The organism is Acidithiobacillus sp. 'AMD consortium', assembly GCF_008926505.1.
GTDB classification, from domain to species: Bacteria; Pseudomonadota; Gammaproteobacteria; order Acidithiobacillales; family Acidithiobacillaceae; genus Acidithiobacillus; species Acidithiobacillus ferridurans.
This window is the reverse complement of sequence record NZ_CP044411.1, coordinates 1,400,148-1,421,876: the sequence shown is the minus strand read 5'-3', so window position 1 is coordinate 1,421,876 and position 21,729 is coordinate 1,400,148. Positions and strand designations below refer to the sequence as shown.

The 21,729-nt window shown below is 59.7% G+C and carries 18 protein-coding genes and 1 pseudogene; 12 read left to right on the top strand and 7 right to left on the bottom strand.

Annotated elements, in window-relative coordinates:
• Positions 1 to 23: 23 nt before the first annotated feature.
• The 4 genes from proB to guaB form a co-directional block, all read right to left on the bottom strand.
• The gene (gene proB / locus F6A13_RS07385; protein ID WP_113525699.1) at positions 24 to 1,223 is read right to left on the bottom strand and encodes a glutamate 5-kinase; all 1,200 of its coding nucleotides are present in this window, start codon (positions 1,221 to 1,223) and stop codon (positions 24 to 26) included.
• Between the two features lie 83 nt (positions 1,224 to 1,306).
• On the bottom strand, positions 1,307 to 2,926 hold the full coding sequence (locus F6A13_RS07380) for an APC family permease (protein WP_126605507.1): 1,620 nt from the start codon (positions 2,924 to 2,926) through the stop codon (positions 1,307 to 1,309).
• Positions 2,927 to 3,292: 366 nt separating this feature from the next.
• Entirely contained in the window at positions 3,293 to 4,837 is a 1,545-nt protein-coding gene (guaA, locus tag F6A13_RS07375) for a glutamine-hydrolyzing GMP synthase (protein WP_126605368.1), read from the bottom strand.
• Between the two features lie 3 nt (positions 4,838 to 4,840).
• Positions 4,841 to 6,301 carry an IMP dehydrogenase gene (gene guaB / locus F6A13_RS07370; protein ID WP_126605367.1) on the bottom strand — a complete coding sequence of 487 codons (1,461 nt, stop codon included), beginning with the start codon at positions 6,299 to 6,301 and terminating at the stop codon, positions 4,841 to 4,843.
• A gap of 180 nt (positions 6,302 to 6,481) precedes the next feature.
• Between guaB and F6A13_RS07365 the strand changes: the two genes are divergently transcribed.
• From F6A13_RS07365 to F6A13_RS07320, 10 genes are all read left to right on the top strand, one after another.
• Positions 6,482 to 7,444 carry a glycosyltransferase family 2 protein gene (locus tag F6A13_RS07365; RefSeq protein ID WP_269149204.1) on the top strand — a complete coding sequence of 321 codons (963 nt, stop codon included), beginning with the start codon at positions 6,482 to 6,484 and terminating at the stop codon, positions 7,442 to 7,444.
• Positions 7,445 to 7,578: 134 nt separating this feature from the next.
• On the top strand, positions 7,579 to 9,072 hold the full coding sequence (gene pcnB, locus F6A13_RS07360) for a polynucleotide adenylyltransferase PcnB (protein WP_126605366.1): 1,494 nt from the start codon (positions 7,579 to 7,581) through the stop codon (positions 9,070 to 9,072).
• Between the two features lie 21 nt (positions 9,073 to 9,093).
• Complete coding sequence (locus tag F6A13_RS07355) at positions 9,094 to 10,446, top strand: CCA tRNA nucleotidyltransferase (protein WP_126605365.1); 1,353 nt, start codon at positions 9,094 to 9,096, stop codon at positions 10,444 to 10,446.
• Positions 10,404 to 10,973: a 2-amino-4-hydroxy-6-hydroxymethyldihydropteridine diphosphokinase gene (gene folK, locus F6A13_RS07350; protein WP_113525706.1), complete on the top strand. Its 570-nt coding sequence runs from the start codon at positions 10,404 to 10,406 to the stop codon at positions 10,971 to 10,973. The genes F6A13_RS07355 and folK overlap by 43 nt, the downstream gene beginning before the upstream one ends.
• On the top strand, positions 10,970 to 11,581 hold the full coding sequence (locus F6A13_RS07345) for a deoxynucleoside kinase (RefSeq protein WP_126605364.1): 612 nt from the start codon (positions 10,970 to 10,972) through the stop codon (positions 11,579 to 11,581). The genes folK and F6A13_RS07345 overlap by 4 nt, the downstream gene beginning before the upstream one ends.
• On the top strand, positions 11,574 to 12,359 hold the full coding sequence (gene panB, locus F6A13_RS07340) for a 3-methyl-2-oxobutanoate hydroxymethyltransferase (protein ID WP_113525708.1): 786 nt from the start codon (positions 11,574 to 11,576) through the stop codon (positions 12,357 to 12,359). The genes F6A13_RS07345 and panB overlap by 8 nt, the downstream gene beginning before the upstream one ends.
• A 1-nt stretch (position 12,360) precedes the next feature.
• Positions 12,361 to 13,197 carry a pantoate--beta-alanine ligase gene (gene panC / locus F6A13_RS07335; RefSeq protein ID WP_126605363.1) on the top strand — a complete coding sequence of 279 codons (837 nt, stop codon included), beginning with the start codon at positions 12,361 to 12,363 and terminating at the stop codon, positions 13,195 to 13,197.
• On the top strand, positions 13,197 to 17,030 hold the full coding sequence (locus tag F6A13_RS07330) for a DUF3683 domain-containing protein (RefSeq protein WP_113525710.1): 3,834 nt from the start codon (positions 13,197 to 13,199) through the stop codon (positions 17,028 to 17,030). Before panC ends, F6A13_RS07330 begins: the two co-directional genes overlap by 1 nt.
• A 46-nt stretch (positions 17,031 to 17,076) precedes the next feature.
• Positions 17,077 to 17,466, top strand: coding sequence for a Smr/MutS family protein (locus F6A13_RS07325; protein ID WP_113525711.1), 390 nt, complete (start codon positions 17,077 to 17,079; stop codon positions 17,464 to 17,466).
• Positions 17,467 to 17,474: 8 nt separating this feature from the next.
• Entirely contained in the window at positions 17,475 to 18,101 is a 627-nt protein-coding gene (locus tag F6A13_RS07320) for a class II aldolase/adducin family protein (RefSeq protein WP_126605362.1), read from the top strand.
• Here F6A13_RS07320 and F6A13_RS07315 read toward each other — a convergent pair.
• A complete protein-coding gene (locus F6A13_RS07315; protein ID WP_126605361.1) occupies positions 18,074 to 18,736 on the bottom strand; it encodes a putative quorum-sensing-regulated virulence factor in 663 nt (220 codons plus the stop codon). The genes F6A13_RS07320 and F6A13_RS07315 overlap by 28 nt on opposite strands.
• Before the next feature lie 228 nt (positions 18,737 to 18,964).
• On the opposite strand from F6A13_RS07315, the gene F6A13_RS07310 reads away from it, so the two are divergent.
• A complete protein-coding gene (locus F6A13_RS07310; RefSeq protein ID WP_009563706.1) occupies positions 18,965 to 19,657 on the top strand; it encodes a Bax inhibitor-1 family protein in 693 nt (230 codons plus the stop codon).
• 252 nt (positions 19,658 to 19,909) lie between these two features.
• On the opposite strand, the gene F6A13_RS07305 is transcribed toward F6A13_RS07310, so the two are convergent.
• Together F6A13_RS07305 and F6A13_RS15980 are read right to left on the bottom strand one after the other, a co-directional pair.
• Entirely contained in the window at positions 19,910 to 21,154 is a 1,245-nt protein-coding gene (locus tag F6A13_RS07305; protein WP_113525713.1) for a glycosyltransferase, read from the bottom strand.
• A 15-nt stretch (positions 21,155 to 21,169) separates the two neighbouring features.
• Positions 21,170 to 21,274 (bottom strand): annotated as a pseudogene (locus F6A13_RS15980) (DUF520 family protein); the annotation flags it as partial.
• Between the two features lie 205 nt (positions 21,275 to 21,479).
• Between F6A13_RS15980 and F6A13_RS07295 the strand changes: the two are divergent.
• Positions 21,480 to 21,716 (top strand): YdcH family protein, encoded by a 237-nt coding sequence (locus F6A13_RS07295; protein ID WP_113525715.1) that lies wholly within the window; start codon positions 21,480 to 21,482, stop codon positions 21,714 to 21,716.
• Positions 21,717 to 21,729 lie beyond the last annotated feature (13 nt).

Here is a 21,729-nt window from a genome sequence, read left to right as displayed (position 1 = left end):
ATTGTCCGCCGACTCACCGCTTTTTAGAGTAACAAGTCGTTGATTACCAAGTTGTCACGATGAATCAACACATCTTCCAGCACCTCAGGATCATCCGCCAGTTCATGACTCTGCTTCCGGCAGCAGCGGGCAGCGACCGGCGCGTCGAGATTGATCAAACCGCGGGCGATGTCCCGCCCCAACGGATCTTTGCAAAGGACCAAATCGCCCCGCCGGAATGTGCCTTCTACCGCGATAACGCCCACCGGCAGTAAGCTGCTTCCCTCCTCCAGAATCGCCTGGGCCGCTCCCTGATCCAGATGCAGCACTCCGTGGCTGCGCAGATGCCCGGCCAGCCAGCGCTTGCGCGCAGCCAGTTTAGGTAAGCGGGCATGAATGAAGGTGCCGATCGCTTCCCCCTGCTGCAAGCGTGGCAAGACTTCCGGACCGCGTCCATCTGCAATGATCGTCGACGTACCAGAACGCGCGGCACGTGCAGCAGCACGCACCTTTGCCAGCATACCGCCCGTTCCCACCCGGGAACCTCCTCCCCCGGCAATGCGCTCCAGCATCGGATCACCCGCACCGACCTCCGTCAGGAGCGTTGCTTCGGGATGACTGCGCGGATCAGCGTCATACAGTCCCGCCTGATCGGTAAGAATGACCAGGATATCGGCATCCAGCAGATTGCTCACCAATGCCGCCAAGGTATCGTTGTCGCCCAGATTGATCGCACTGTAAGAAACCACGTCATTTTCGTTGATGATGGGCAGCACGTTCATGTCCAGCAGCGTACGTAACGTGGAGCGTGCATTCAGGTAGCGCCGACGGGTACGAAGATCATCGTGGGTCAACAACACCTGACCGCAGTATAAACGGTCATTTTCGGGCTGCGCGCATTCCTGCAGCATCTTCTCATAGGTATGTATCAAAGCGGATTGACCGACGCTGGCCGCGGCTTGTCGGGTTTTGAGTGAAACCGGCCGATCTGTCCAGCCCAGACGTTGCATTCCAGCGCTTACTGATCCGGAGGACACCAGTACCACTTCTACACCACGCTGATGCAACTGCAGAATTTGCTGCACCCAGGCGCGTATCGCGGTGGTGTCCAGATGCTGGCCGTCATTCGTCAGCAGACTGCTGCCAATTTTAATCACCCAACGCTTCGCATCCGTTTGCAGATTTGAACGATTTGACCATCGGTTAGGTTCTTTTGCCCGTTTTTTCCCGATGCGGTCCGTCATGCATCTCTCCTGTTTACCAAATAGATTCGTTATTGAAAAAGGTAAGTCCATGCCGGTAGTACCGTCACTCACTTACATGCTGCTCACGGCGCATCCGCCTCCCGCTTTCTAAAATGCTGCATGTACGCTCTCATGGTACTGTCCGCCACCGCCTGATGAATGGCCACATAAAATATCAGCAGGCTCAAAACGGCCACTGCCGCCATGCCGGGAAAAAATCCAAGCACCCCCGTTCCGCCCAGAACCGCCGGGCTCAGCCAACTGATTCCCCACAAACCCAAAAAATACGGAATAATCCACCACATATACTGCCACCCCATTGCGGACCATCTGCCTTTCCGCCAGATGCCGGTAATGGCATAAAAGATGAGCAGGGCAAACAAGGTGCCGAAAATAAAATTCAGGGTATCCAGACCCGACCAGAATACGATCCAGCTGGCTACGACGAAGGTGAGCGGGGCGATGACCGGTGCTGCCCACAAGCGAAAAGGGCGCTCCAGATCAGGCATTGCACGACGCAGCTGAATCAGCGCAACAGGACCGATGACATAGGACAGTACCGTCATAGAAGCGATGTAACCCACCATTTTCTGCCAGGAGGGAAACGGAAAAAAGAACAGCCCACCGACAGCGTACAGCAAAATCAGGCTGGCCCAGGGAACCCCATGCCGATTGATGTGTGCCACCCACTTGGGTGCTGCTCCGGTATCGGCGGTCGCGAGGGTAACCCGGGCTGCGGTGGTGGTATAAATCAATGCGGTCCCGCCCGGTGATACAAACGCATCGACGTACAGCAGCACGGCCAGCCAGCCAGCTCCCACCGCGGCAGCAAGGGCGGCAAAAGGACCGTTGATTCCAGAAAAACGTAGATGTCGCCAGCCTCCTGCCGCCAAATCGGCAGGATGTATCCCACCGATAAAAGCTATCTGTAAGGCGACATAAATTCCCGATGCAATCAAGACAGATGCGATAACGGCGATCGGTATATCCCGTTTCGGGTTTTTACTTTCCCCAGCCAGGTCGACAGCATGACGAAAGCCCAGCAGGCTGAAAATCACACCGCTGGTGGCTACGGCAACGAACATCCCGTGAAAATCGGCCGTGGCATTCTGGGTATGCACCACGAAATTACCGGGGTGCCACGATGTGGCGAGCAACACGCCAACCGTCAGCACAGGAATCGAAATTTTCCACCAGGTGGCGCCATTGTTGATCTTCAACACCCAGTGCACCACCAGAAAATTGATGGCAACAAAGAAGGCCAGCAACACCAGCGCGACGGCGAAACCTGTGACGCTGAGCAGGTCAGAATGCTGCTGCAGCAATCCCGGCAGGTAATTATTGGCGTAGGTCAGTATGGCCGTAACTTCAATAGGCGCGATGGTGGCGTAAGAGAGAAAGAGAATCCAGCTCCACATATGGCCAATGATCGGGCCGTTGCCCACGTGGGCCAGATGAACCACTGCTCCAGCCCGGGGAACCAGCGGACCAAGTTCCGCAAAAACCAATGCCAGCAAAAGAATGGCGAAGGCGCCGATCATCCATGAACCGACCGCGTATGGGCCTGCTTGCTGAGCCGTATACAGTGGTCCAAACAACCATCCAGAGCCAATTGAAGCGCCCACACAGGCGAGTATAAGGCCTTGCAGAGAACCCTCTCGCCGCAGCCTGTTTTTTATATTCTGGAGCGTTATGGATGCCATGATTTCTCCCGACATGTGGTGAATATCACGGTGCAGAATGACCAAGGAATTGCGCGTTACAGCCACACCGAATATTTTTAATATGTATTACTGATGAATATTTATATTTTTTATTATTACATTTCTTACAAAAAATGTCAACGCTGTCTATTTAATGTACAAAATAATTAGCGTATGTCAGCATAACAATTAATGCGAGAAAACCATAAGACGGTATGGCGTAAAGCGATAAATGATGCGGAAAAGCGCTAGGGAAGACGCACATGGTCGAAAGTCGGCAACGGCGGATTTTTCATAAAACATAACGGCAACTCAGGCCGCAGAGAAACACCCAATTGCCGCCATATATACTTACTTACCGTCTGGTCATTCCCACTCGATGGTGGCCGGGGGCTTGGATGATATATCGTAAACCACGCGATTGATCCCGGCGACCTCGTTGATGATTCGGGTGGAGATGCGTCCCAGCACTTCATAGGGTAGGTGCGCCCAATCTGCGGTCATGCCATCCGCCGACTCCACCGCGCGTAAGGCGACGGTTTCATCATAGGTCCGCGCATCGCCCATCACGCCGACACTGCGCACCGGCAGCAATACCGCAAAAGCTTGCCAGAGGCGGTCATACAATCCGGCGTCATGGATCTCTTCCATGACGATACGGTCGGCACGGCGCAGGACTCCCAGGCGATGTTCATCAACCGACCCCAGACAGCGGATGGCCAAACCAGGCCCCGGGAAGGGCTGACGCCGGATCACTTCTTCGGGCATGCCCAGCTCACGACCGAGTTCCCGTACTTCGTCCTTGAACAGTTCCCGCAAAGGCTCGACCAGTTGCAGGTGCATGCGTTCCGGCAAGCCACCCACGTTATGGTGAGACTTGATGGTCGCACTGGGCCCCTTGAACGAAATGGACTCGATCACGTCAGGATAAAGGGTGCCTTGCGCCAGGAAGTCGGCGCCTTCCAGATGCTTCGACTCTTCCTCAAAAATCTCGATGAACAGTTTACCGATGGCCTTGCGCTTCCTTTCGGGATCAGCGACATCCGCCAGCACCTCCAGAAAACGCTGCCGGGCATCCACCACCTGCAGGGGAATCTGAAAGTAATTGCGAAAAACCGTCGCCACCTTCTCCGCTTCCCCAAAGCGCAACAGCCCGTTATCGACAAAAATACAGGTGAGCTGGTCGCCGATGGCGCGATGAATGAGCACCGCTGCCACGGCCGAATCCACCCCGCCGGAAAGCGCGGCGATGACCCGACCCTTACCCACCTGGGCACGGATCGTCGCCACTGCCGTGTCCACATAAGAGTGCATGGTCCAGTCGCCGGTGCAGCCGCATACGCCGCGCACGAAGGCCGTGAGCATCTCCGCGCCGCGGGGGGTATGGGCGACCTCCAGATGGAACTGTACACCATAAAAGTTTCGCGCCGGGTCGCCAATGGCTGCCAGCGGTGAATTGGCACTGCTGGCCAGCACCCGGAAACCATCGGGCATGGATTCTATCCGGTCGCCGTGACTCATCCAGACTTCTTCGGCAGCACCTGCAGCCCCAAAGGGTAACAACGGGCCGATCGCTTCCTTTATCTGAAGGTGCGCGCGGCCGTATTCCCGATGCTCCGCTTTGCCTACCCGCCCGCCCAATAACTGGGCCATCAACTGCAGGCCGTAGCAAATACCGAGGACTGGCAAGCCCATGGCAAACAGGGCAGGATCAACAGATGGGGCATCGATATCGTGCACCGATGATGGCCCTCCGGACAGAATGATCCCTTTGGGCCGCCAAGCCCGTATCTCCGCCAGCGCCATATGGTAGGGGTGAATTTCGCAATAGACGTGAGCTTCGCGCACCCGCCGCGCAATAAGCTGAGTGAACTGCGAACCAAAATCGAGAATCAGGATACGTTCTTGCATGGTTCACTCCACCCGGTAATTGGGCGCTTCCTTGGTGATATTCACGTCGTGGACATGGCTCTCACGCACGCCCGCCTGGGTAATCTTGATGAAGCGGGCACGGCTGCGCAGGGCCGACAAATCTTCTGCCCCCAGGTAGCCCATGCTGGAGCGCAAGCCACCGAGGAGCTGGTGAATCACCTGCCCGGCCGGCCCCTTATAGGGTACCCGGCCTTCCACGCCTTCGGGTACCAGCTTGGGGGCCTCCGGACTGGCATCCTGAAAATAGCGGTCGGCAGACCCCTGCTGCATGGCCCCCAGCGAGCCCATGCCACGATACGCCTTGTAGGAACGGCCCTGATAGAGTTCGATTTCGCCCGGCGCTTCGTCGGTGCCCGCGAGCAGGCCACCGACCATGACCGCATGCGCCCCCGCCGCCAAGGCCTTGGCGAAGTCCCCGGAATAGCGGATGCCGCCATCGGCAATGAGCGATACGCCGGTACCCGCCAGCGCGTTCGCCACATTACTGATGGCCGTGACCTGTGGTACACCGACCCCGGCAACAATACGCGTCGTACAGATGGAGCCCGGTCCGATACCCACCTTGACGGCATCAGCGCCCGCGTCCACCAGCGCCAAGGCGGCCTCTCCAGTAGCGATGTTGCCGCCGATCACGTCCACATCCGGAAAGTGATTCTTCACCCAGCGCACCCGGTCAAGCACACCCTGGCTGTGACCATGGGCCGTATCGACGATAATGACATCGACCCCGGCCTCCGCCAGCGCCTGTACCCGCGCGTCAGTACCTTCGCCGACGCCCACCGCCGCGCCCACCAGCAGGCGGCCTTGCGCATCACGACAGGCCAGCGGGTGTTCAGTAGCTTTTCGGATATCCTTGACCGTAATCAGCCCGCGCAATTCAAAGCGGTCATTCACCACCAGGATTTTTTCAATGCGATGCTGGTGCAGCAATGCCTTGGTGACATCCAGACTGGTTCCTTCCGGCACCGTGACCAGTCGTTCCCTGGGCGTCATGACACTGCTCACCGGGGCATCCATGCGTGTTTCAAAGCGCAGATCGCGGTGCGTCACAATCCCCTCCAGATGTTCGCCATCCACGACGGGCACCCCGGAAATTCCATGCACGGCCATCACCTGCAACACTTCGCGAATGCTCACATCGGCGCTGGTGGTAATGGGGTCTTTGATAACGCCAGACTCGAACTTTTTGACTCGCCGCACCAAAGCGGCCTGCTGGTCCGGAGACATATTCTTATGAATGATGCCGATCCCGCCCTCTTGTGCAAGTCCGATGGCCATGGCAGCCTCGGTTACCGTATCCATCGCGGCCGAGAGCAGCGGAATGTTCAGTCGGATGCGTCGGCTGAGTTCGGTCGCGATCTGCACATCACGGGGGAGCACCGCCGAATGGGCGGGAACGAGGAGCACATCGTCAAAGGTGAGGGCTTCGCCGATCAGTTGCATAGTGATTCACCTAACAAGAAAGGGGCCGGGCCGTTGCGTCCCAGCCCCATGGTTCAAGGCATTCCGCACTATACCGAAGCGGATATGAATTTTCCAGTCTCGTTTGACGTGGCGGACGCACTCTTGTAATTTTCTGCGATGACTCAATCATCTCCACGACCAGACCCGCAACGCAGCAGCGTGACGGCTTCCATCATCGTCCCATGCCACAACGAATCCGGGAGTCTCCAGGCCCTCTACACCCGTGTCCGTGCCGTCATGGACGAATCGGGCGAACCGTGGGAGATGATTTGCATCAATGACGGCAGCGGAGATGATACGCTGTTGCAGTTGATTGCCCTGCATCGCCAGGATCGTCGGGTCAGAGTTATTGATTTGTCCAGGAATTTTGGCAAGGAAGCGGCGCTCACCGCCGGACTCGATGCCGCACAGGGAGAAGCCGCCATTCCGCTGGATGCTGACCTGCAAGACCCGCCCGAACTGATTCCCGAGCTTCTTGCCCGATGGCGGGATGGATTTGATGTGGTGAACGCCGTTCGCCTCTCCCGCGAAGGAGAATCGTGGCTCAAACGCGCCTCTGCGCATGTCTTTTACCGGATCATCAATCGCATGAGCGACGTGGAGATACCGCCGGACACGGGTGATTTCCGGCTGTTGTCTCGTCCGGTTCTGGAGGCCCTGCAGGCGCTTCCCGAACGCAGACGATTCATGAAGGGTTTGTTTGCCTGGGTCGGCTTTCGCAGCACGAATGTGTACTACCATCGTGCGCCCCGCCATGCGGGGAAAACCACCTGGAGCTATTGGCGGCTATGGAATCTCGCCCTGGAAGGTATTACTTCCTTTAGCCAGGTACCATTACAACTTGCCGCTTATCTGGGTTTTGCGGTATCGCTGTTGGCCTTTCTTTATGCCGTCTGGCTGGTAATCAGCACCCTGGTGTATGGAAACCCGGTAAAGGGTTATCCGTCCATCATGGTTACCCTACTGTTCCTGGGTGGCGTACAGCTCATGGCCCTGGGGGTGATCGGCGAGTACCTCGGTCGGATCTATGAGGAAAGCAAGCACAGACCGATTTACCTGGTCAGACAAGTGTGGGGCGGGGAGCATCCCACCCAGGCGGTTCAGCCGCAGGAGCATCCCTGAATGGGTTTTCAGGGCGCCACGTCCAATATGCGTTCCGGCATTCAAGGTACCCGCTTTTCAGCAACCACTGCTTTTCCCTAACTTTTCAGGTACACTGTCGCCCAGATTACCGCCTACCAACCCAGAGATCGCCCTTGGTATCCATAAAATCATTTATTACCAAGCAGTTGAACCTGCCCGACGGTGCCGTCGAAATGGCGGCGGCGCCCTCATCGTTATCGCCTGGTATCCCCGGTGCGCGAGTCACACCGCGCAGTCAGCACAACGTATCCCGGCTGCAGATCAGCGACAGTGCGCTGCAAGTGCTCAATGGCCTGCATCGTGCCGGTTTTCAGGCTTATCTGGTAGGCGGCAGCGTCCGCGATCTGCTGCTCGGACGGGAGCCCAAGGATTTCGACGTCGCAACAGATGCGCACCCGGAACAGGTCCGCAAGTTATTCCGCCGCAATGCCCGGCTGATCGGCCGACGGTTCATTCTGGTCCATGTACAGTTTGGCAACGAGATCATAGAAGTAGCCACCTTCCGCGGCAGTGCGAACGGCAAGAAAGACGAATCCAGCGAACACAGCGAAACGGGACGCATATTGGCAGACAACGTCTACGGCTCTCTGGAAGAGGACGCCCGACGCAGGGATTTCACCGCCAACGCGCTCTATTATAATATCGCCGACCGCAGCATTCTGGATTTCTCCACCGGCATGGAAGATTTGCGAGCCGGCCGATTGCGCGTCATCGGTGATCCGGAGCAGCGCTACCGGGAAGACCCTGTGCGGATGCTGCGGGCCGTCCGTTTCGCCGCGAAGCTCGGGTTCACTCTGGATGCCTCTGCCCAGGCACCCATAGCTTCCTGCCGGGAACTCCTGCAGGAAGTGCCCTCGGCGCGATTGTTTGAGGAAACGCTGAAGCTTTTCCTGACCGGCAATGCGCAGACCAGCTTTGAGCACCTGCGCCAGATGGGATTGTTTGTGGCCCTGTTTCCACAGGTGGATGCGCTTCTGGACGACGCACGATACGACTCCGCCCGCATCCTCCTGCAAGGTGCCTTGCAGGGCACCGATGCGCGGCTGCTCGACGGCAAATCGGTGACCCCCGCGTTTCTCTTTGCGGCGTTGCTCTGGCCTGCCCTGCAGCAGGAACGACAGTTGCTGGAACAACAGGGGAAGCCCGAGACCGTCGCCCTGCAGCAGGCCGCCACCAACGTGCTGCACGAGTGCGCAGGGCGGGTCTCGGTCCCCCGCCGCTTCGCCCTACCCATGCGTGAAATCTGGGACTTACAGGCGCGTTTCCTGCGCCGTGGCGGGCGCCGCCCCCATGCGCTGCTAGCCCATCCGCGTTTCCGCGCCGCCTTCGATTTCCTGAACCTGCGCAGCCAGAGCGGAGAAATACCAGCTACTTTGGTAGAATGGTGGGAACAATTCCAGATCGCAGATCATGACGGCCGGCGCGCCCTTATCGAACGCGCCCGCCTCGAAGAAACGGAACAGGAGCCCGCGCTGGGACCACTTCCGGTCACTTCGCGGCGCCGTCCTCGGCGGCGACGGCGCAGCAATCCTGCGAAACAGGGTGAAGCCTCCCAGCCGGGCAGCTCGGACGACGGCCATGACGACGGACCAGCCGGCAACGATTGATCCCGGGCCCGCGTCTCCACTATGGGGCGAACCGCGCTGAACTCTCACCAGACCGTATCCGGCACCGACAACCCCCCATCCGCAGCACAGATCCACCAGTTGCTGCGGCAGCATTGGGGCGAGGCGCGCCTGCAGCGTCTGCAGGATATCGGCAGAACCGCTGCACGGCTCGGCACACCGGCCTATCTGGTAGGTGGGTGCGTTCGCGACCTTCTACAAAACCATCCTGCACCGGACACGGATCTGGCCATAGAGGGAGATGTCCGCGCCGTCGCTAAAGCTTGCACCGCCCAGTTGTCCGGCATGCAATGTACCTATCATCCACAATTTGGTACCGCCATCCTCGAGTACCCCGACGGATTCCGGCTGGATCTGGCGCGTTGCCGCGTCGAGCACTACCCTGCACCTGCCGCTCTGCCGGAAGTACGGCCCGGCGATATCGTCGCGGATCTCGCCCGCCGCGATTTCACTATCAATGCCATGGCTATCTCCCTGGATCCGAGCAGTTTTGGCAGCTTCCTGGACCCCCATGGCGGACGCATGGATCTGCAACTCGGCCTGCTGCGGGTGCTGCACCCCCTTTCCTTTGTGGATGACCCCACCCGCATGCTGCGCGGACTGCGTTTTGCCGTGCGTTTTCACCTTCGACTGGAACCTGGTACCCATATTCTGCTCAAGACGGCACTGGCCCGGGATGTTTTCGCCCGGCTCAGCGGCGCACGTTTATGGCGTGAGCTGAAGTATGTGCTTGAACTGGACGATCTCGCCGGGGTTTTCGAAAGGCTGGATGCCTGGCAGTTATGGCCTCTGTTGCGCCCGGCACCACCGGAACCGGAGACGCTCCTTGCCAGCATGCAGCGCGGTCGACAGGAGATCACCTGGTTTCACCACCACTTCCCTGACGAGAAACTTTTCGATACCGCCGTATTGCTGACCCTGCTCTGGCGGCATATCCCTTGGGCAGAGGCGGAGAAACGCATACACTGTTGGCCTGTGGCCGACGGTCACCATATTCTGAGGGATCTGCAATTCCTGTCCGAAGTATCAGCGGCCCTGGCGAAGGCCACTCGCCCCAGTGCGGCGGCGCAATTATGGGCGGCGCTATCGCTACCCGGCATACTCGCGCTGCTTGCAGAGCATCCGGAAAGCGGCGTCGTTGCCGAAAGTGGCCGCCACTATCTGCTGAAGCAGCGTGGTCTGAAATCGCCGCTCAGCGGTCGGGATCTGCAAGCCATGGGCTTGGCGCCCGGCCCTCAACTTGGTAAGGTACTGCGCCGCCTGTACGAAGCCCACCTGGATGGCGAGATCGAAGATAAGGAAACCGCGCGACAATGGCTTATCAGACAAGGCATCCTGCCGTCCATCCAACCGTGATCGCCTGGATCAGCATCGGCAGCAACCTGGACTTGCCCGTGGCGCAGGTGCGACAGGCGCTGGAATCCCTGGCCACCGTACCCGAAAGCACCTTGCTGTGGCATTCCCATCTTTACCAGACAGCACCAGTGGGTGGTGTTCCACAGCCTGCATTTATCAATGCAGTCGCCCGGTTGCAGACGGCGTTACCGGATCGCGATCTCCTCAGTCATCTGCAAATGCTGGAGGCAGCGGCGGGGCGCCGCCGCGCCGTGGAAATTTACTGGGGTCCGCGGGTGCTGGACCTCGACCTGCTAAGTTACGGAAGCACACACTCGACTGATCCGAAACTCACCCTGCCCCACCCCCGCCTGCACGAAAGGGCCTTCGTGCTTGTGCCTCTTGCCGAGTTTGATCCGGAACTGATCATTCCCGGCTGCGGGTGCATCGCCCGACACCTGTCCGCAGTGGCCGATCAATCCGTGATTTGCATCCCGGATCATGCCCCTGAGATGGATATGTACCAGAGTCGTTCCGTCCAGGCATGACCAGCCCCCGCATCATCAGCATCGAAGGCCCCATGGGCGCCGGTAAAACCAGCCTTGCCCGGCTGTTGGCCCAATCCTTGGGCGGACGGATGATCCTCGAAGAACCAGCCCAAAACCCTTTTCTCTCCCGGTTCTACCAGGGTCCGGGCGCCGCGCTGGCGACCGAGTTGCAGTTTTTCATGCAACGCCGTGAGCGGTGGCGGCATAGAGATGACAGCCCCTGGATCATCAGCGACCACAGCGCCCGTAAAGACGAAATTTTTACCCCTCTCACTCTGGATGCGGAAGAGCGCCATCTTTTTAATGCGTTGCGCATGGCGCTGGATTTTCACCCTGCACCCGCGGATCTGATGATATTCCTGGATGCGCCGCTGCCGGTCCTGATGAAACGCATCCGGGCCCGTGGAGATGCCTACGAACAGGCATTGGCGCCTGATTATCTGGCGCGGGTGCAGGCGGCTTACCGTGCGTGGCAGGCCGACTATGCCCTGCCCCGCATGAATGTCGATTCGGCGCAGGTAGATTTTGTCCACGATCCGCGGCACACTGAACGACTGATCGACGCCGTCAGGCATCGCCTGAAAGACGCTGAGGAGCAAGATGCATAAGAAAATCGCCCGCTGGGTGCAGGACAAAAAAAGCGGCATCAAACGCGCCGTGGTGACCGCCTATGACTATCCCCTTGCCCGCCTTGCCGCCGAGGCCGGGGTACATGGCATATTGGTGGGCGACTCTCTCGGCATGGTGGTCGGCGGCGGCGGTGATACCCTCGGTGTTACTCTGGAGCAGATGGCTTATCACACCGGGATGGTGGTGCGAGGAGCGGGTGACTGTCTGGTATTTGCCGACCTGCCCTTTGGAAGCTATGAAAAAGGACCGGAGCAGGCCTGGGCTACAGCCGTAACTCTGCTCCGCGCCGGCGCCGATGTGGTCAAGCTGGAGGGAGGTGCGGAAATGGCCTCCACCGTGGCCTTCTGTGCCGAACGTGGCATCAACATCTGCGCCCATATCGGCCTGACTCCCCAACGAGTACGGCAGTGGGGCAGTTTTCAGCGACAGGGCACCGATGCGGACAGTGCACGTCGCTTGCAGGCCGACGCCGGGGCACTGGCGGATGCGGGTGCCCGCTTCCTGGTTTTGGAAGCGGTTCCCGATGCGCTGGCGGCAAATATTACCCGCGATATCACCATACCCACGATCGGCATCGGCGCGGGGCCGGATACGGATGCCCAGGTGCTGGTAATACACGACCTGCTAGGACTGGGAACCGAAAGCCCGCCCTTTGCGCGGCGCTACATCGAGGGCGGAAGGATCGTGAGGGACGCCTTGGCCGAATATGTGCGGGAAGTGGGTAACAGCCAGTTCCCGCCGCGCCGAAAACGTTAATATGGCGATATTCAAGGATATAGCCGGGTTGCGCCAGTGGCGTCAGAGTCTGCATGGCACTTTGGCCCTGGTACCCACCATGGGCAACCTGCACGAAGGCCACCTCGCGCTGGTGCGGCTGGCCACCAACCGTGCCGAACATGTGTTGGTCAGCATCTACGTGAATCCGTTGCAGTTTGGACCCGGGGAAGACTTCGCGAACTATCCGCGCACCCTGGACCAGGATCTGCAACGCCTGCATGAGGCCGGTTGCCAGACCATATTTACCCCGGATGACGGGCTGATGTATCCGCGGGGACGCCAGGATATCAGTATCGTCATGCCGCCGCGCAGCCTCAGCAAGGTGCTTTGCGGCGCCAGCCGCCCCGGTCATTTTGCCGGAGTCTGCACGGTGCTCAGCAAACTGTTGCACATGGTCGCGCCGGAAATACTCATTCTCGGAGAGAAAGACTATCAACAACTGCGCATCGTTCAGCAGATGGTGGCCGATTTGAACCTCAACGTGCAGCTCCTGCCGGGGCCGCTGCAAAGAGAGGCAGACGGGCTCGCCTACAGTTCCCGTAACACTTATCTGAACTTGGCGGAACGGCAGGTAGCCCCGCTCCTCGCGGAAACACTTTTCGACCTCGCCCGGCGCAGTACCGGCGACGCAAAGGTGTCTGATCTTGCCGCGACGGGTTGGGAACGCCTTGAACGGGCGGGTTTCCTGCCGGAATATCTGGAACTGCGCAACGCGCAGACCTTGCAGTCCCTTGCCTTACCACAGCCTGGAGCACGCTGGTTTGCGGCTGCCCGGCTTGGCCAGGTCCGGCTCATTGATAACGTCATCATTTCCTGATGAATCATCGCCTCCGCGAAATTCCTTACAATTACACCTCGTATTCTGACGCAGAGATCGTGCATCGCCTGCTTGGAGCGGATGCCTGGCGACTGCTGGAAGACCTACGGGAGCGGCGGGTTACCGGACGCTCGGCACGAATGCTTTTTGAAGTGCTGGGCGACCTCTGGGTGGTGCAGCGCAACCCCTATATTCAGGATGACCTGGCGCAGAATCGGCGCCGCCGCCAGGCCCTATGGGATGCCCTGGCTTATCGCCTGAACGACATTGCCGGTCGCGCCGACGGGAATCCGCTGGTACTCCGTCTACTGAACAGCGCCCGCGCGGCGGTGAGCGGCTTTACGCGGCAATTTGATGAAGATCTGATGCTGCGCAGGAAAGCGGAGCGCCGCCTGCTCCGGATCACCGCAAAGGACAACGTGGACTTCAGCGCCTACGCGCGCGTCTCTCACGTCACCGATGCCTCCGACTGGCGTGTGGAATTGCCCTTTGTCGTCCTCTACCCCGTGGACGAGCAAGAGGTCCAGCGCATGGTCTCCGCATGCCGGGAACTCGGATTGTCCATCATCCCGCGTGGTGGTGGTACCGGATATACCGGCGGTGCCATTCCTCTGCGCCGCCACTGTGCGGTCATCAACACCGAAAAGCTGGAGCAGATTTCAGCGGTGGAAAAGGTCATACCACCCGGCCTGAACGGCGCCGTCCACAGCATCTTCGCTGGTGCGGGCGTGGTCACCAAGGTCGTGGCCGACGCGGCCGACGCGGCAGGACTGGTCTTCGCCGTCGACCCGACATCCCTGGATGCCTCCACCATCGGCGGCAATATCGCCATGAATGCGGGGGGCAAGAAGGCGGTACTCTGGGGCACGGCCCTGGACAACCTGCTCTCCTGGCGCATGGTGACCCCCGACGGCAACTGGCTGGAAGTGGAGCGCCTGAATCATAATCTTGGCCGGATTCACGATCAGCCGGAAGTCCGGTTTCGCCTGAACCGCTTTGCCGCCGATGGGCACACGGCGCTGGGAGAGCCGGAAACACTAATCCTGCCTGGTACCGCCTTCCGCAAGGCGGGGCTGGGCAAGGATGTCACCGACAAGTTTCTCGGCGGTCTCCCTGGCATCCAGAAGGAAGGCTGCGACGGGATCATCACTTCCGGACGTTTCCTGCTGCATCGGATGCCTGCCCATATACGCACGGTCTGTCTGGAATTTTATGGCAGCGATCTGGATGCCGCCGTACCCGCTATCGTCGAAGTAAAATCCTATGTGGAGGGATTGGAGCACGTCTTGCTCACCGGTCTGGAGCATCTGGATGAGCGCTATCTCAAAGCCATCAAGTACAGTAACAAGGCTCCCCGCCACGAACGCCCGAAAATGCTGCTGCTCGCCGATATCGCCAGTGACGACCCCGGTGCGGCCGGCGCGGCAGCAGCGGCGGTGGTGCGTATTGCCAACGCCCGGGGCGGCGAAGGCTTTGTCGCTACCACACCCGAGTCGCGACGCCGCTTCTGGGCCGACCGCAGCCGTACCGCAGCCATTTCCGCCCACACCAACGCCTTCAAAATCAATGAAGATGTGGTCATTCCTCTGGAAAATCTGGCGCAGTACAGCCGCGCAATCGAGCGAATCAACATTGAGCAGGCCATCCACAGTAAGCTGGCGAGCCTGAGCGCACTGGAGGAATATGTCGCCGGCGATCTGGCCGAAGTCCGCAAGGCCAAGGACTATGAAGACAGCAGCGAGGATCAGGCCATCGTCGACGCCAAGAAGTCCGCTGCCAGGGCACTGATCAGCAACACACGCGGGCGCTGGCAATCCCTGCTGGAGAAGCTGGACATGCCGGCCATGGAGCATCCCGAATTGCTGGATGTCCATATGCTGTCTGCCGTGCATCAAGGCGACACACTGGCCAGCCTCTTGCTACGCGGTGTCCTGCGGGTGAGCTACCGGGAACATGTGGGCAAACCGTTGGAGGCCCTGTTTGCGGGTGATGCGTTTGCCGCAGTGCGCGGACGTATCCGCGAAATCCACGAGGAGGTACGCCGGACCCGCCTGTTTGTCGCGCTGCACATGCATGCCGGCGATGGTAACATTCACACCAATATTCCGGTGCTTTCCAGTGATTACGCCATGCTCCAGGAAGCCGACCGGGTAGTGGACCGGATCATGGCCATCGCCCTGGGCCTGGGCGGCGTAATCTCCGGCGAGCACGGCATCGGTATCACCAAAATGCGCTGGATGGAGCCGGATAAAATTGCAGCCTTTGCCCGCTACAAAGCACAGGTCGATCCGGACAATCTCTTCAATCCGGGTAAACTGCTGGCCGGTTCCGGGCTGGAAACCGCTTACACGCCTTCACTACAACTGGTGGAGCAGGAAGCCTTGTTACTGGAAGCCAGCGCGCTGGGCGCCCTGAATCGTGAGATCAAGGACTGCCTGCGCTGCGGCAAGTGCAAGCCGGTCTGCATGACCCATATCCCCCGCGCCAACCTGCTTTATTCGCCACGCAACAAAATCCTCGCGACCGGTCTGCTCATCGAGGCCTTCCTTTACGAGGAACAGACCCGGCGGGGAGTATCCCAGCAGCATTTTGCAGCCCTCAACGACGTGGCAGACCACTGTACCACCTGCCACAAATGTGAGACCCCCTGCCCAGTGGATATCGATTTTGGCAAGGTCTCCATTCAGATGCGCAACATTCTCCGTGCTCGCGGAGAAAAATCGTTCAATATGGGCACACGTCTGGCCATGCTCTACCTCAACTCCACGGAACCACGCAGGGTTCATTTGATACGGCAAGGTGTGCTGCAAACCGCCTATAAAGCGCAGGCACTCGCCCACAGAATCTTCAAGCCACTGCTACCCAAGGGACCACCGCCGGCCACCACCGGCAAGGCCCCGTTGCGCGCCGAAGTCATCCACTTCCTGCGCAAACCACTGCCTGCGGACATGGGCGCGCGGACCATGCGCCAGCTCCTCGCCATCGTCGACGATAAAACCGTCCCCATCATCCGGGACAGCACCAAAGTGACGGAGGACAGCGATGCGGTATTCTACTTTCCTGGTTGTGGCAGCGAGAGGCTCTTCAGCGATATCGGCCTGGCTACGCTGGCCATGTTGCACCACGTCGGTGCGCAGACCGTATTGCCACCCGGCTATCTCTGCTGTGGCTATCCGCAGACGGCCGGTGGCCAGGAAGACAAAGGCCAGGAAGTCTCCGTGCGCAATCAGGTGCTCTTTCATCGTGTAGCGAACACGCTGAACTACCTGGATATCAAGACCGTGATTCTGTCCTGTGGCACCTGCATGGATCAACTTCTGCAGTATCAGTTTCAGCAGATTTTCCCCGGCTGCCGCCTGCTGGACATTCACGAGTACCTGATGGAAAAGGGCGTCGCCCTCGATGGTGTGGAGGGCGTCCAGTATCTCTACCACGATCCCTGCCACAGTCCCATGAAAACCCACAAACCCCAGGCCGTGGCGTCGCAATTACTCGGGCAGCAGGTGCTGGACTCCGCGCGTTGCTGTGGTGAGGCGGGCACTCTGGCCAGCAGTCGCCCGGACATCGCCACCCAGCTCCGTTTCCGCAAGGAAGAGATCCTCAAGGAGGGCATCCTGCAACTCACCGGAGGCGCACGGGCCAAGGACGGCAACGTCAGACTGCTCACCAGTTGCCCAGCCTGCCAGCAGGGTCTGGAACGCTACCGTGAAGATACGGGTCTCGACACCGACTACATCGTCGTGGAACTTGCGCGCAAGATACTTGGCCCCCAGTGGCAGCAAGGTTTTATCGATGCCGCGCACCAGGGGGGTATCGAGCGGGTTTTACTCTGATGGCTGGCATCCCGGCCCAGATACCGCGCGCTGAAGGTGCGAACCGGTGACAACCCCCGAGCCGAATACGCATCCCGTACAGGCACCCATCGACGGAGTCCTCGACCTGCATTCCTTTCGCCCCCAGGAAGTGCCCGACCTGATCCGCGAATATCTTCATGCCTGTCGGACCAGGCATATCACGAAAATCCGTATCATCCACGGTAAAGGCAAAGGCGTGCTGCGCGAAACGGTACATGCCATTCTCCGGCGCGAGCCGGTGGTCCGGGGTTTTCATCTCGCCAACGATCGCAGCAGTTGGGGCGCAACACTGGTGGATATCTATCCACTGAATGTCCCCCTGCCCCCGCGCCGTCCCCCGGAGGCAAAAGCACACCGGCCAAGGAGGGTGCCGGGCTGGTACCGGCTGTTACACCGCATTTTCGTCAGGCATTGAGGCGGGATATGACTCAGGAAGGCGTGATCAAATTTCAACTGGACTGGCAGGCGGGGCCGGTCATCGCCTGCGCACTCCGGGCCACCCTCAGCCATTGGCGCGATGTCCTGCACGCCCATGGACTGATCGGCGCAGACCCCGCCCGTTACGGCGGTATCGGTTTTGGCAACGTGAGCTGTCGTTGCCGCAGCGGCTTTCTGATCACCGCCACCCAGACTGCTCACCTCAGGGCGCTGGCGCCGGAACATTTCTGTCAGGTCACCCACTGGGACATCGTCCATAACCGAATCTGTGCCGAAGGACCACAGCCGCCCTCCTCGGAGGCCCTCAGCCATGCCGCCTGTTATGACGCCCATCCTGATATTTGCTGGGTTTTTCATATCCACCATCCGCAGCTCTGGCGACAGGCGGCAGCTCTGGGATTGGCGGCCACTCCCCCGGATGCGGAATACGGCACCCCCGCCATGGCCCTGGCCGTATCCGATCTTGCCGGAAAGACACACTTACCGCTGCTCATCCGGATGGCCGGCCACGAAGACGGGCTCATCGCCGCCGGTCACAGCGGCTGGGAAACCGGCACCCTGCTGTTGAACAAGGTTGCCGAAGCTCAGGCTTCCAGCGCCTTGCGCAGGTAGATATCCATATCGGTAAGGTTGTTCAGAGCCCAGCGCCGGTAATCATCGGGCAGGTCGGCTATCTTCACACCCTTGTGCTTGCCGAAGGGCATGGTTTCGGGAATCCTGGCGCGCTCGCTGAACTCCCATAAATCTTCCCAGGAATTGGGCCGTACCGAGAGGATGACCTTGTTCAGCAGAATCCGGCAGAACTTCACGTCGGCCAGTGCCGAGTGGGCATTTTTGAGGTTGTCCCGGGTCTTTCTCTTATCCTTGCTGAAGTGGTACATCAATGCCGACTGGGAATGGCTGTCCACCTCGGGCCAGAGTTTGCGGGTCATGGCATAGGTGCAGATGCGTTTAACGTCGGGCTTGCCGATCACACCCCAGTCGTAATCTATACTGTGACCGACCAGGTACCCGGTGTCCTCGGGCAGGCGAAAACTGCTGGCGGGCGGGCTCTCGAGGAGGTCCTCCTCAAGAATATGGTGCACCGCCAAGGCTCCCATCTCGATGGGCTTGGCCGGCCGATAACGCTGCACGAACTGCTCCTCGACCTCCAGCGTCCGCAGATCGCTTACCGCCAGCCAGGCGGCCTCGATCAGCTCAGGCTCCACCCGACCCGTCGTTTCTGTATCAAAAATCAATGCGCGCATGCAAAACCTCGTCCGGGACCCGGCGAAAAGATGCAGGGTAAATGCCTGTCTCGCCTAGGGCAAGCGCCCGTGCCTGGGGAACTTTGCTGAAAACGCAGCATCTCATTGTTTGCCCGGCCGCTTTGCCCAGGTATTGCTTTTTTCCTCCGGCGTCCCCATTCCTCGGAAAGAGGCGAGAAAACGTAATTTACGTTATGCTAGCGGCGTGATCATTCACAGGAGTCAGACATGAATCAGGACCAGAACCCTTACCAATTTCCGGACAGCATGAATCCGCCCGGGTCGGGCAGCGGCACAGCCATCGGCACGCTGATGGGTAAGACCTATGCACTGCTTGCGGCCACGCTTGTCGTTTCAACCATAGCGTCCATTTACGGCATGCATTCGCCGTTTGCCTATGAACATCCCTTCATCCTGATGATCGGTTCCTTTGCCCTGCTCTTTGCGGTGCAGTACACCGGCGCGCATCGCAGCCCCTTCGCCGTCCCCCTGGTCTTTCTGTTTGCGGGTGGCATGGGCATGATGATGGGTCCCGCCATCGAGATGTATCTGCGGATGCCGGGCGGCGCCTCCATCATCGCCGAAGCCCTGGGTACTACCGCAGCCATGTTTGTCGGACTTTCCGCCTATGCAGTCACCACACGACGGGATTTCAGCAACATCGGCGGTTTCCTGATCACCGGTCTGGTGCTGGCCATCGTGGTCTCTCTGCTGAACATCTTCTTACTGCACATCCCCGCGTTGCAACTCGCCATTGCGGGCGTCCTGGTGCTGGTCTTCAGCGGCCTGATCCTTTTTGACACCCAGCGGATGATTCGCGGCGGCATTCAGGAGCCAGTCCTGCTGGTCGTCGGTCTCTATCTGGATATCATCAACCTCTTCATGGCGCTGCTCGAAATTTTCGGCGGCAACCGCAATTGATCCCGGCGTCCTTCCTGCGCGCGGCGGGAAGGACGATGCTTCCGCAAGCATGGCACACACCATCCGCCCTGCGGTCATCCTTGGGGCCGCATCCGCCTTGGCATCCCACCATCGTCGCCAGGGAAACACTACCTCGCGGTTGAACAGGGCGGCCGCCCCACCAATGCCTGCAATTGCTGTTCCACTGCTTCCACCCGTTGCGCTCCTGTGATGATACCGCGCCTACACCCCACTGCCCTTTCCCCCACCGCGTTACGGCATCCTCTCGCCTTGCACAGAGACCGGATGCTCCCGTGCCAAACAGTCCATAAAACCATCCACGAGGTGGCCTTCATCAAAGGCGGCCTCCTGCAGTTGTCGTCTGCCCTCCTCACCCAGGCGCCGCCGCAACTCCGGATCCTGCGCCAGCCGGATCAACAGACCTGCCAGGGCGACAGCGTCACCCTCCGGAAAGAAAAAACCATTGTGCCCATCCCGGATCACTTCGCGAATACCGCCGCTGCCACTACCCAACACCGGCACCCCGGCGGCCAGTCCTTCCACCAGCGCCAGACCCAGCCCCTCGCGCCGCGAGGGTAGGACATTCACATCCATCAGCCCATAATAGGCCGAGATGTCATTCTGAAAGCCGAGAAAAATCAGCCAGTCGGGACGCGCGCCGTGGATCTGGGCCATGGCGCGCAGGGCTTCGTGGTCTTCTGGATGAGGCGGACCCAGCAGCAGGACGCGATAGGGAAAATCCAGCCGCGACAGGGCTGCGAAAAGCACATCAAAGCCTTTGGGATGCGCCACCTCGGGATGCCAGCCCGACCAGCGATCGAAACGGGCCACCATGCCGATGCAAAAAGGCGCCGGATGGAGATCAAGGCCGAGACGGCCCCGCAGCACGCCGATGGTCGGAGAGTCTGCCGTGAAAAAAGACGAGAGATCGCGGCCCGCATAAAGACGGGTGACCCGCTGGGCAGGATAGCCACTGGCGACGAGACTCTCGGCGATCACTTCGCTGGCGGCCAGTTGATGCGCCACCCAGAGCCGCTGCCAAGGCGCCCAGGGCAGGGCCGGCGGGCGCACGATGCAATGACGCATGAACCACAAAGGGGCTTGCAGGTCACCCAGGGCCTTGGCCGTCAGGGTCAGATGCCGGGCCGGGGAATCATGGGTAAGCACCAGATCAGTCCCTTGCGCCGCCCGGCGCAGGGCCCCCAGGGTCGCTACGCTGAAGGGGGAAAATGACTGGGCAACGGTGACCGCCCGCCCGCGCAGGCGCTCCCGCTGATGGCGCACGAAGCCCTCAGGCACGAAGAACGCCACCGCAAAACCCTGCTCGTGCAGGCCATCGGCCAACGCCAGGGCAACCTGGTCCGCCCCGCCACGGCCATCGCCGCCCAAGACCTGCAGAAGCCGAAACCGCCCCTTACTGGCCCGCAGCGTCGGCCCGGTCGAAGGACGATCTGTGGGCATCAAGGAGTGCCTAGCCCGCAGGACAGCGTCTTTCATGGTCAATCCCGAAAATTACTGAACCGTAGGGGCGGAACCGAAAACCCTGCCCGCGCAAGCGGCAATGATCGTCTGCAACTTGTCCCTGCGCTTGCCCGACACCCGCAGTTGATCCCCTGGATGCTGGCTTGCACCTCCCGTTTCCTGATCGTCTTGGAGCCCTTGAAGTCATATTTGCTGTTATTCATGGTAACGCCCACTCCCGTTTCCTTCAACCACAAGGACGCAGACGCTTGCCCAGCCAACGGGCACAATGCTAATTTGCAGTTCGTAGGCTAGCACCCTAGGCCTGATCTCGGGCCCAGGCAACCGGAAGGAGCGCAAGATGCAAACGGAACACCAGGATCTGAAAAAGGAATTTCCCCAACTCGCGGCCCACATGGATGTCCTGCAACAAAGTAATGTGCACTTTGCCAAGGCCCTTGACGAGTTCAACGCCCTCACCGCGGAAATCGAACATATCGAGCGCAACGATGCTACCGCCGGCGAGAGCGTGCTGGAACAAATGAAAAAACGCCGCCTCGCCCTCAAGGACGAGATCTATCGGATGGCATCGGCCTGAGCCGAAAAACAAG

Coding starts and splice junctions, on each gene's coding strand:
- F6A13_RS07330 (WP_113525710.1), top strand. CDS start 13,197: ATGAATCATCGCCTCCGCGAAATTCCTTACAATTACACCTCGTATTCT.
- F6A13_RS07310 (WP_009563706.1), top strand. CDS start 18,965: ATGAATCAGGACCAGAACCCTTACCAATTTCCGGACAGCATGAATCCG.
- F6A13_RS07345 (WP_126605364.1), top strand. CDS start 10,970: ATGACCAGCCCCCGCATCATCAGCATCGAAGGCCCCATGGGCGCCGGT.
- F6A13_RS07355 (WP_126605365.1), top strand. CDS start 9,094: ATGGGGCGAACCGCGCTGAACTCTCACCAGACCGTATCCGGCACCGAC.
- panC (WP_126605363.1), top strand. CDS start 12,361: ATGGCGATATTCAAGGATATAGCCGGGTTGCGCCAGTGGCGTCAGAGT.
- proB (WP_113525699.1), bottom strand. CDS start 1,223: ATGACGGACCGCATCGGGAAAAAACGGGCAAAAGAACCTAACCGATGG.
- F6A13_RS07380 (WP_126605507.1), bottom strand. CDS start 2,926: ATGGCATCCATAACGCTCCAGAATATAAAAAACAGGCTGCGGCGAGAG.
- F6A13_RS07315 (WP_126605361.1), bottom strand. CDS start 18,736: ATGCGCGCATTGATTTTTGATACAGAAACGACGGGTCGGGTGGAGCCT.
- guaB (WP_126605367.1), bottom strand. CDS start 6,301: ATGCAACTGATCGGCGAAGCCCTCACCTTTGACGATGTGCTCCTCGTT.
- panB (WP_113525708.1), top strand. CDS start 11,574: ATGCATAAGAAAATCGCCCGCTGGGTGCAGGACAAAAAAAGCGGCATC.
- F6A13_RS07320 (WP_126605362.1), top strand. CDS start 17,475: ATGACTCAGGAAGGCGTGATCAAATTTCAACTGGACTGGCAGGCGGGG.
- guaA (WP_126605368.1), bottom strand. CDS start 4,837: ATGCAAGAACGTATCCTGATTCTCGATTTTGGTTCGCAGTTCACTCAG.
- F6A13_RS07305 (WP_113525713.1), bottom strand. CDS start 21,154: ATGAAAGACGCTGTCCTGCGGGCTAGGCACTCCTTGATGCCCACAGAT.
- F6A13_RS07295 (WP_113525715.1), top strand. CDS start 21,480: ATGCAAACGGAACACCAGGATCTGAAAAAGGAATTTCCCCAACTCGCG.
- folK (WP_113525706.1), top strand. CDS start 10,404: ATGGCTTATCAGACAAGGCATCCTGCCGTCCATCCAACCGTGATCGCC.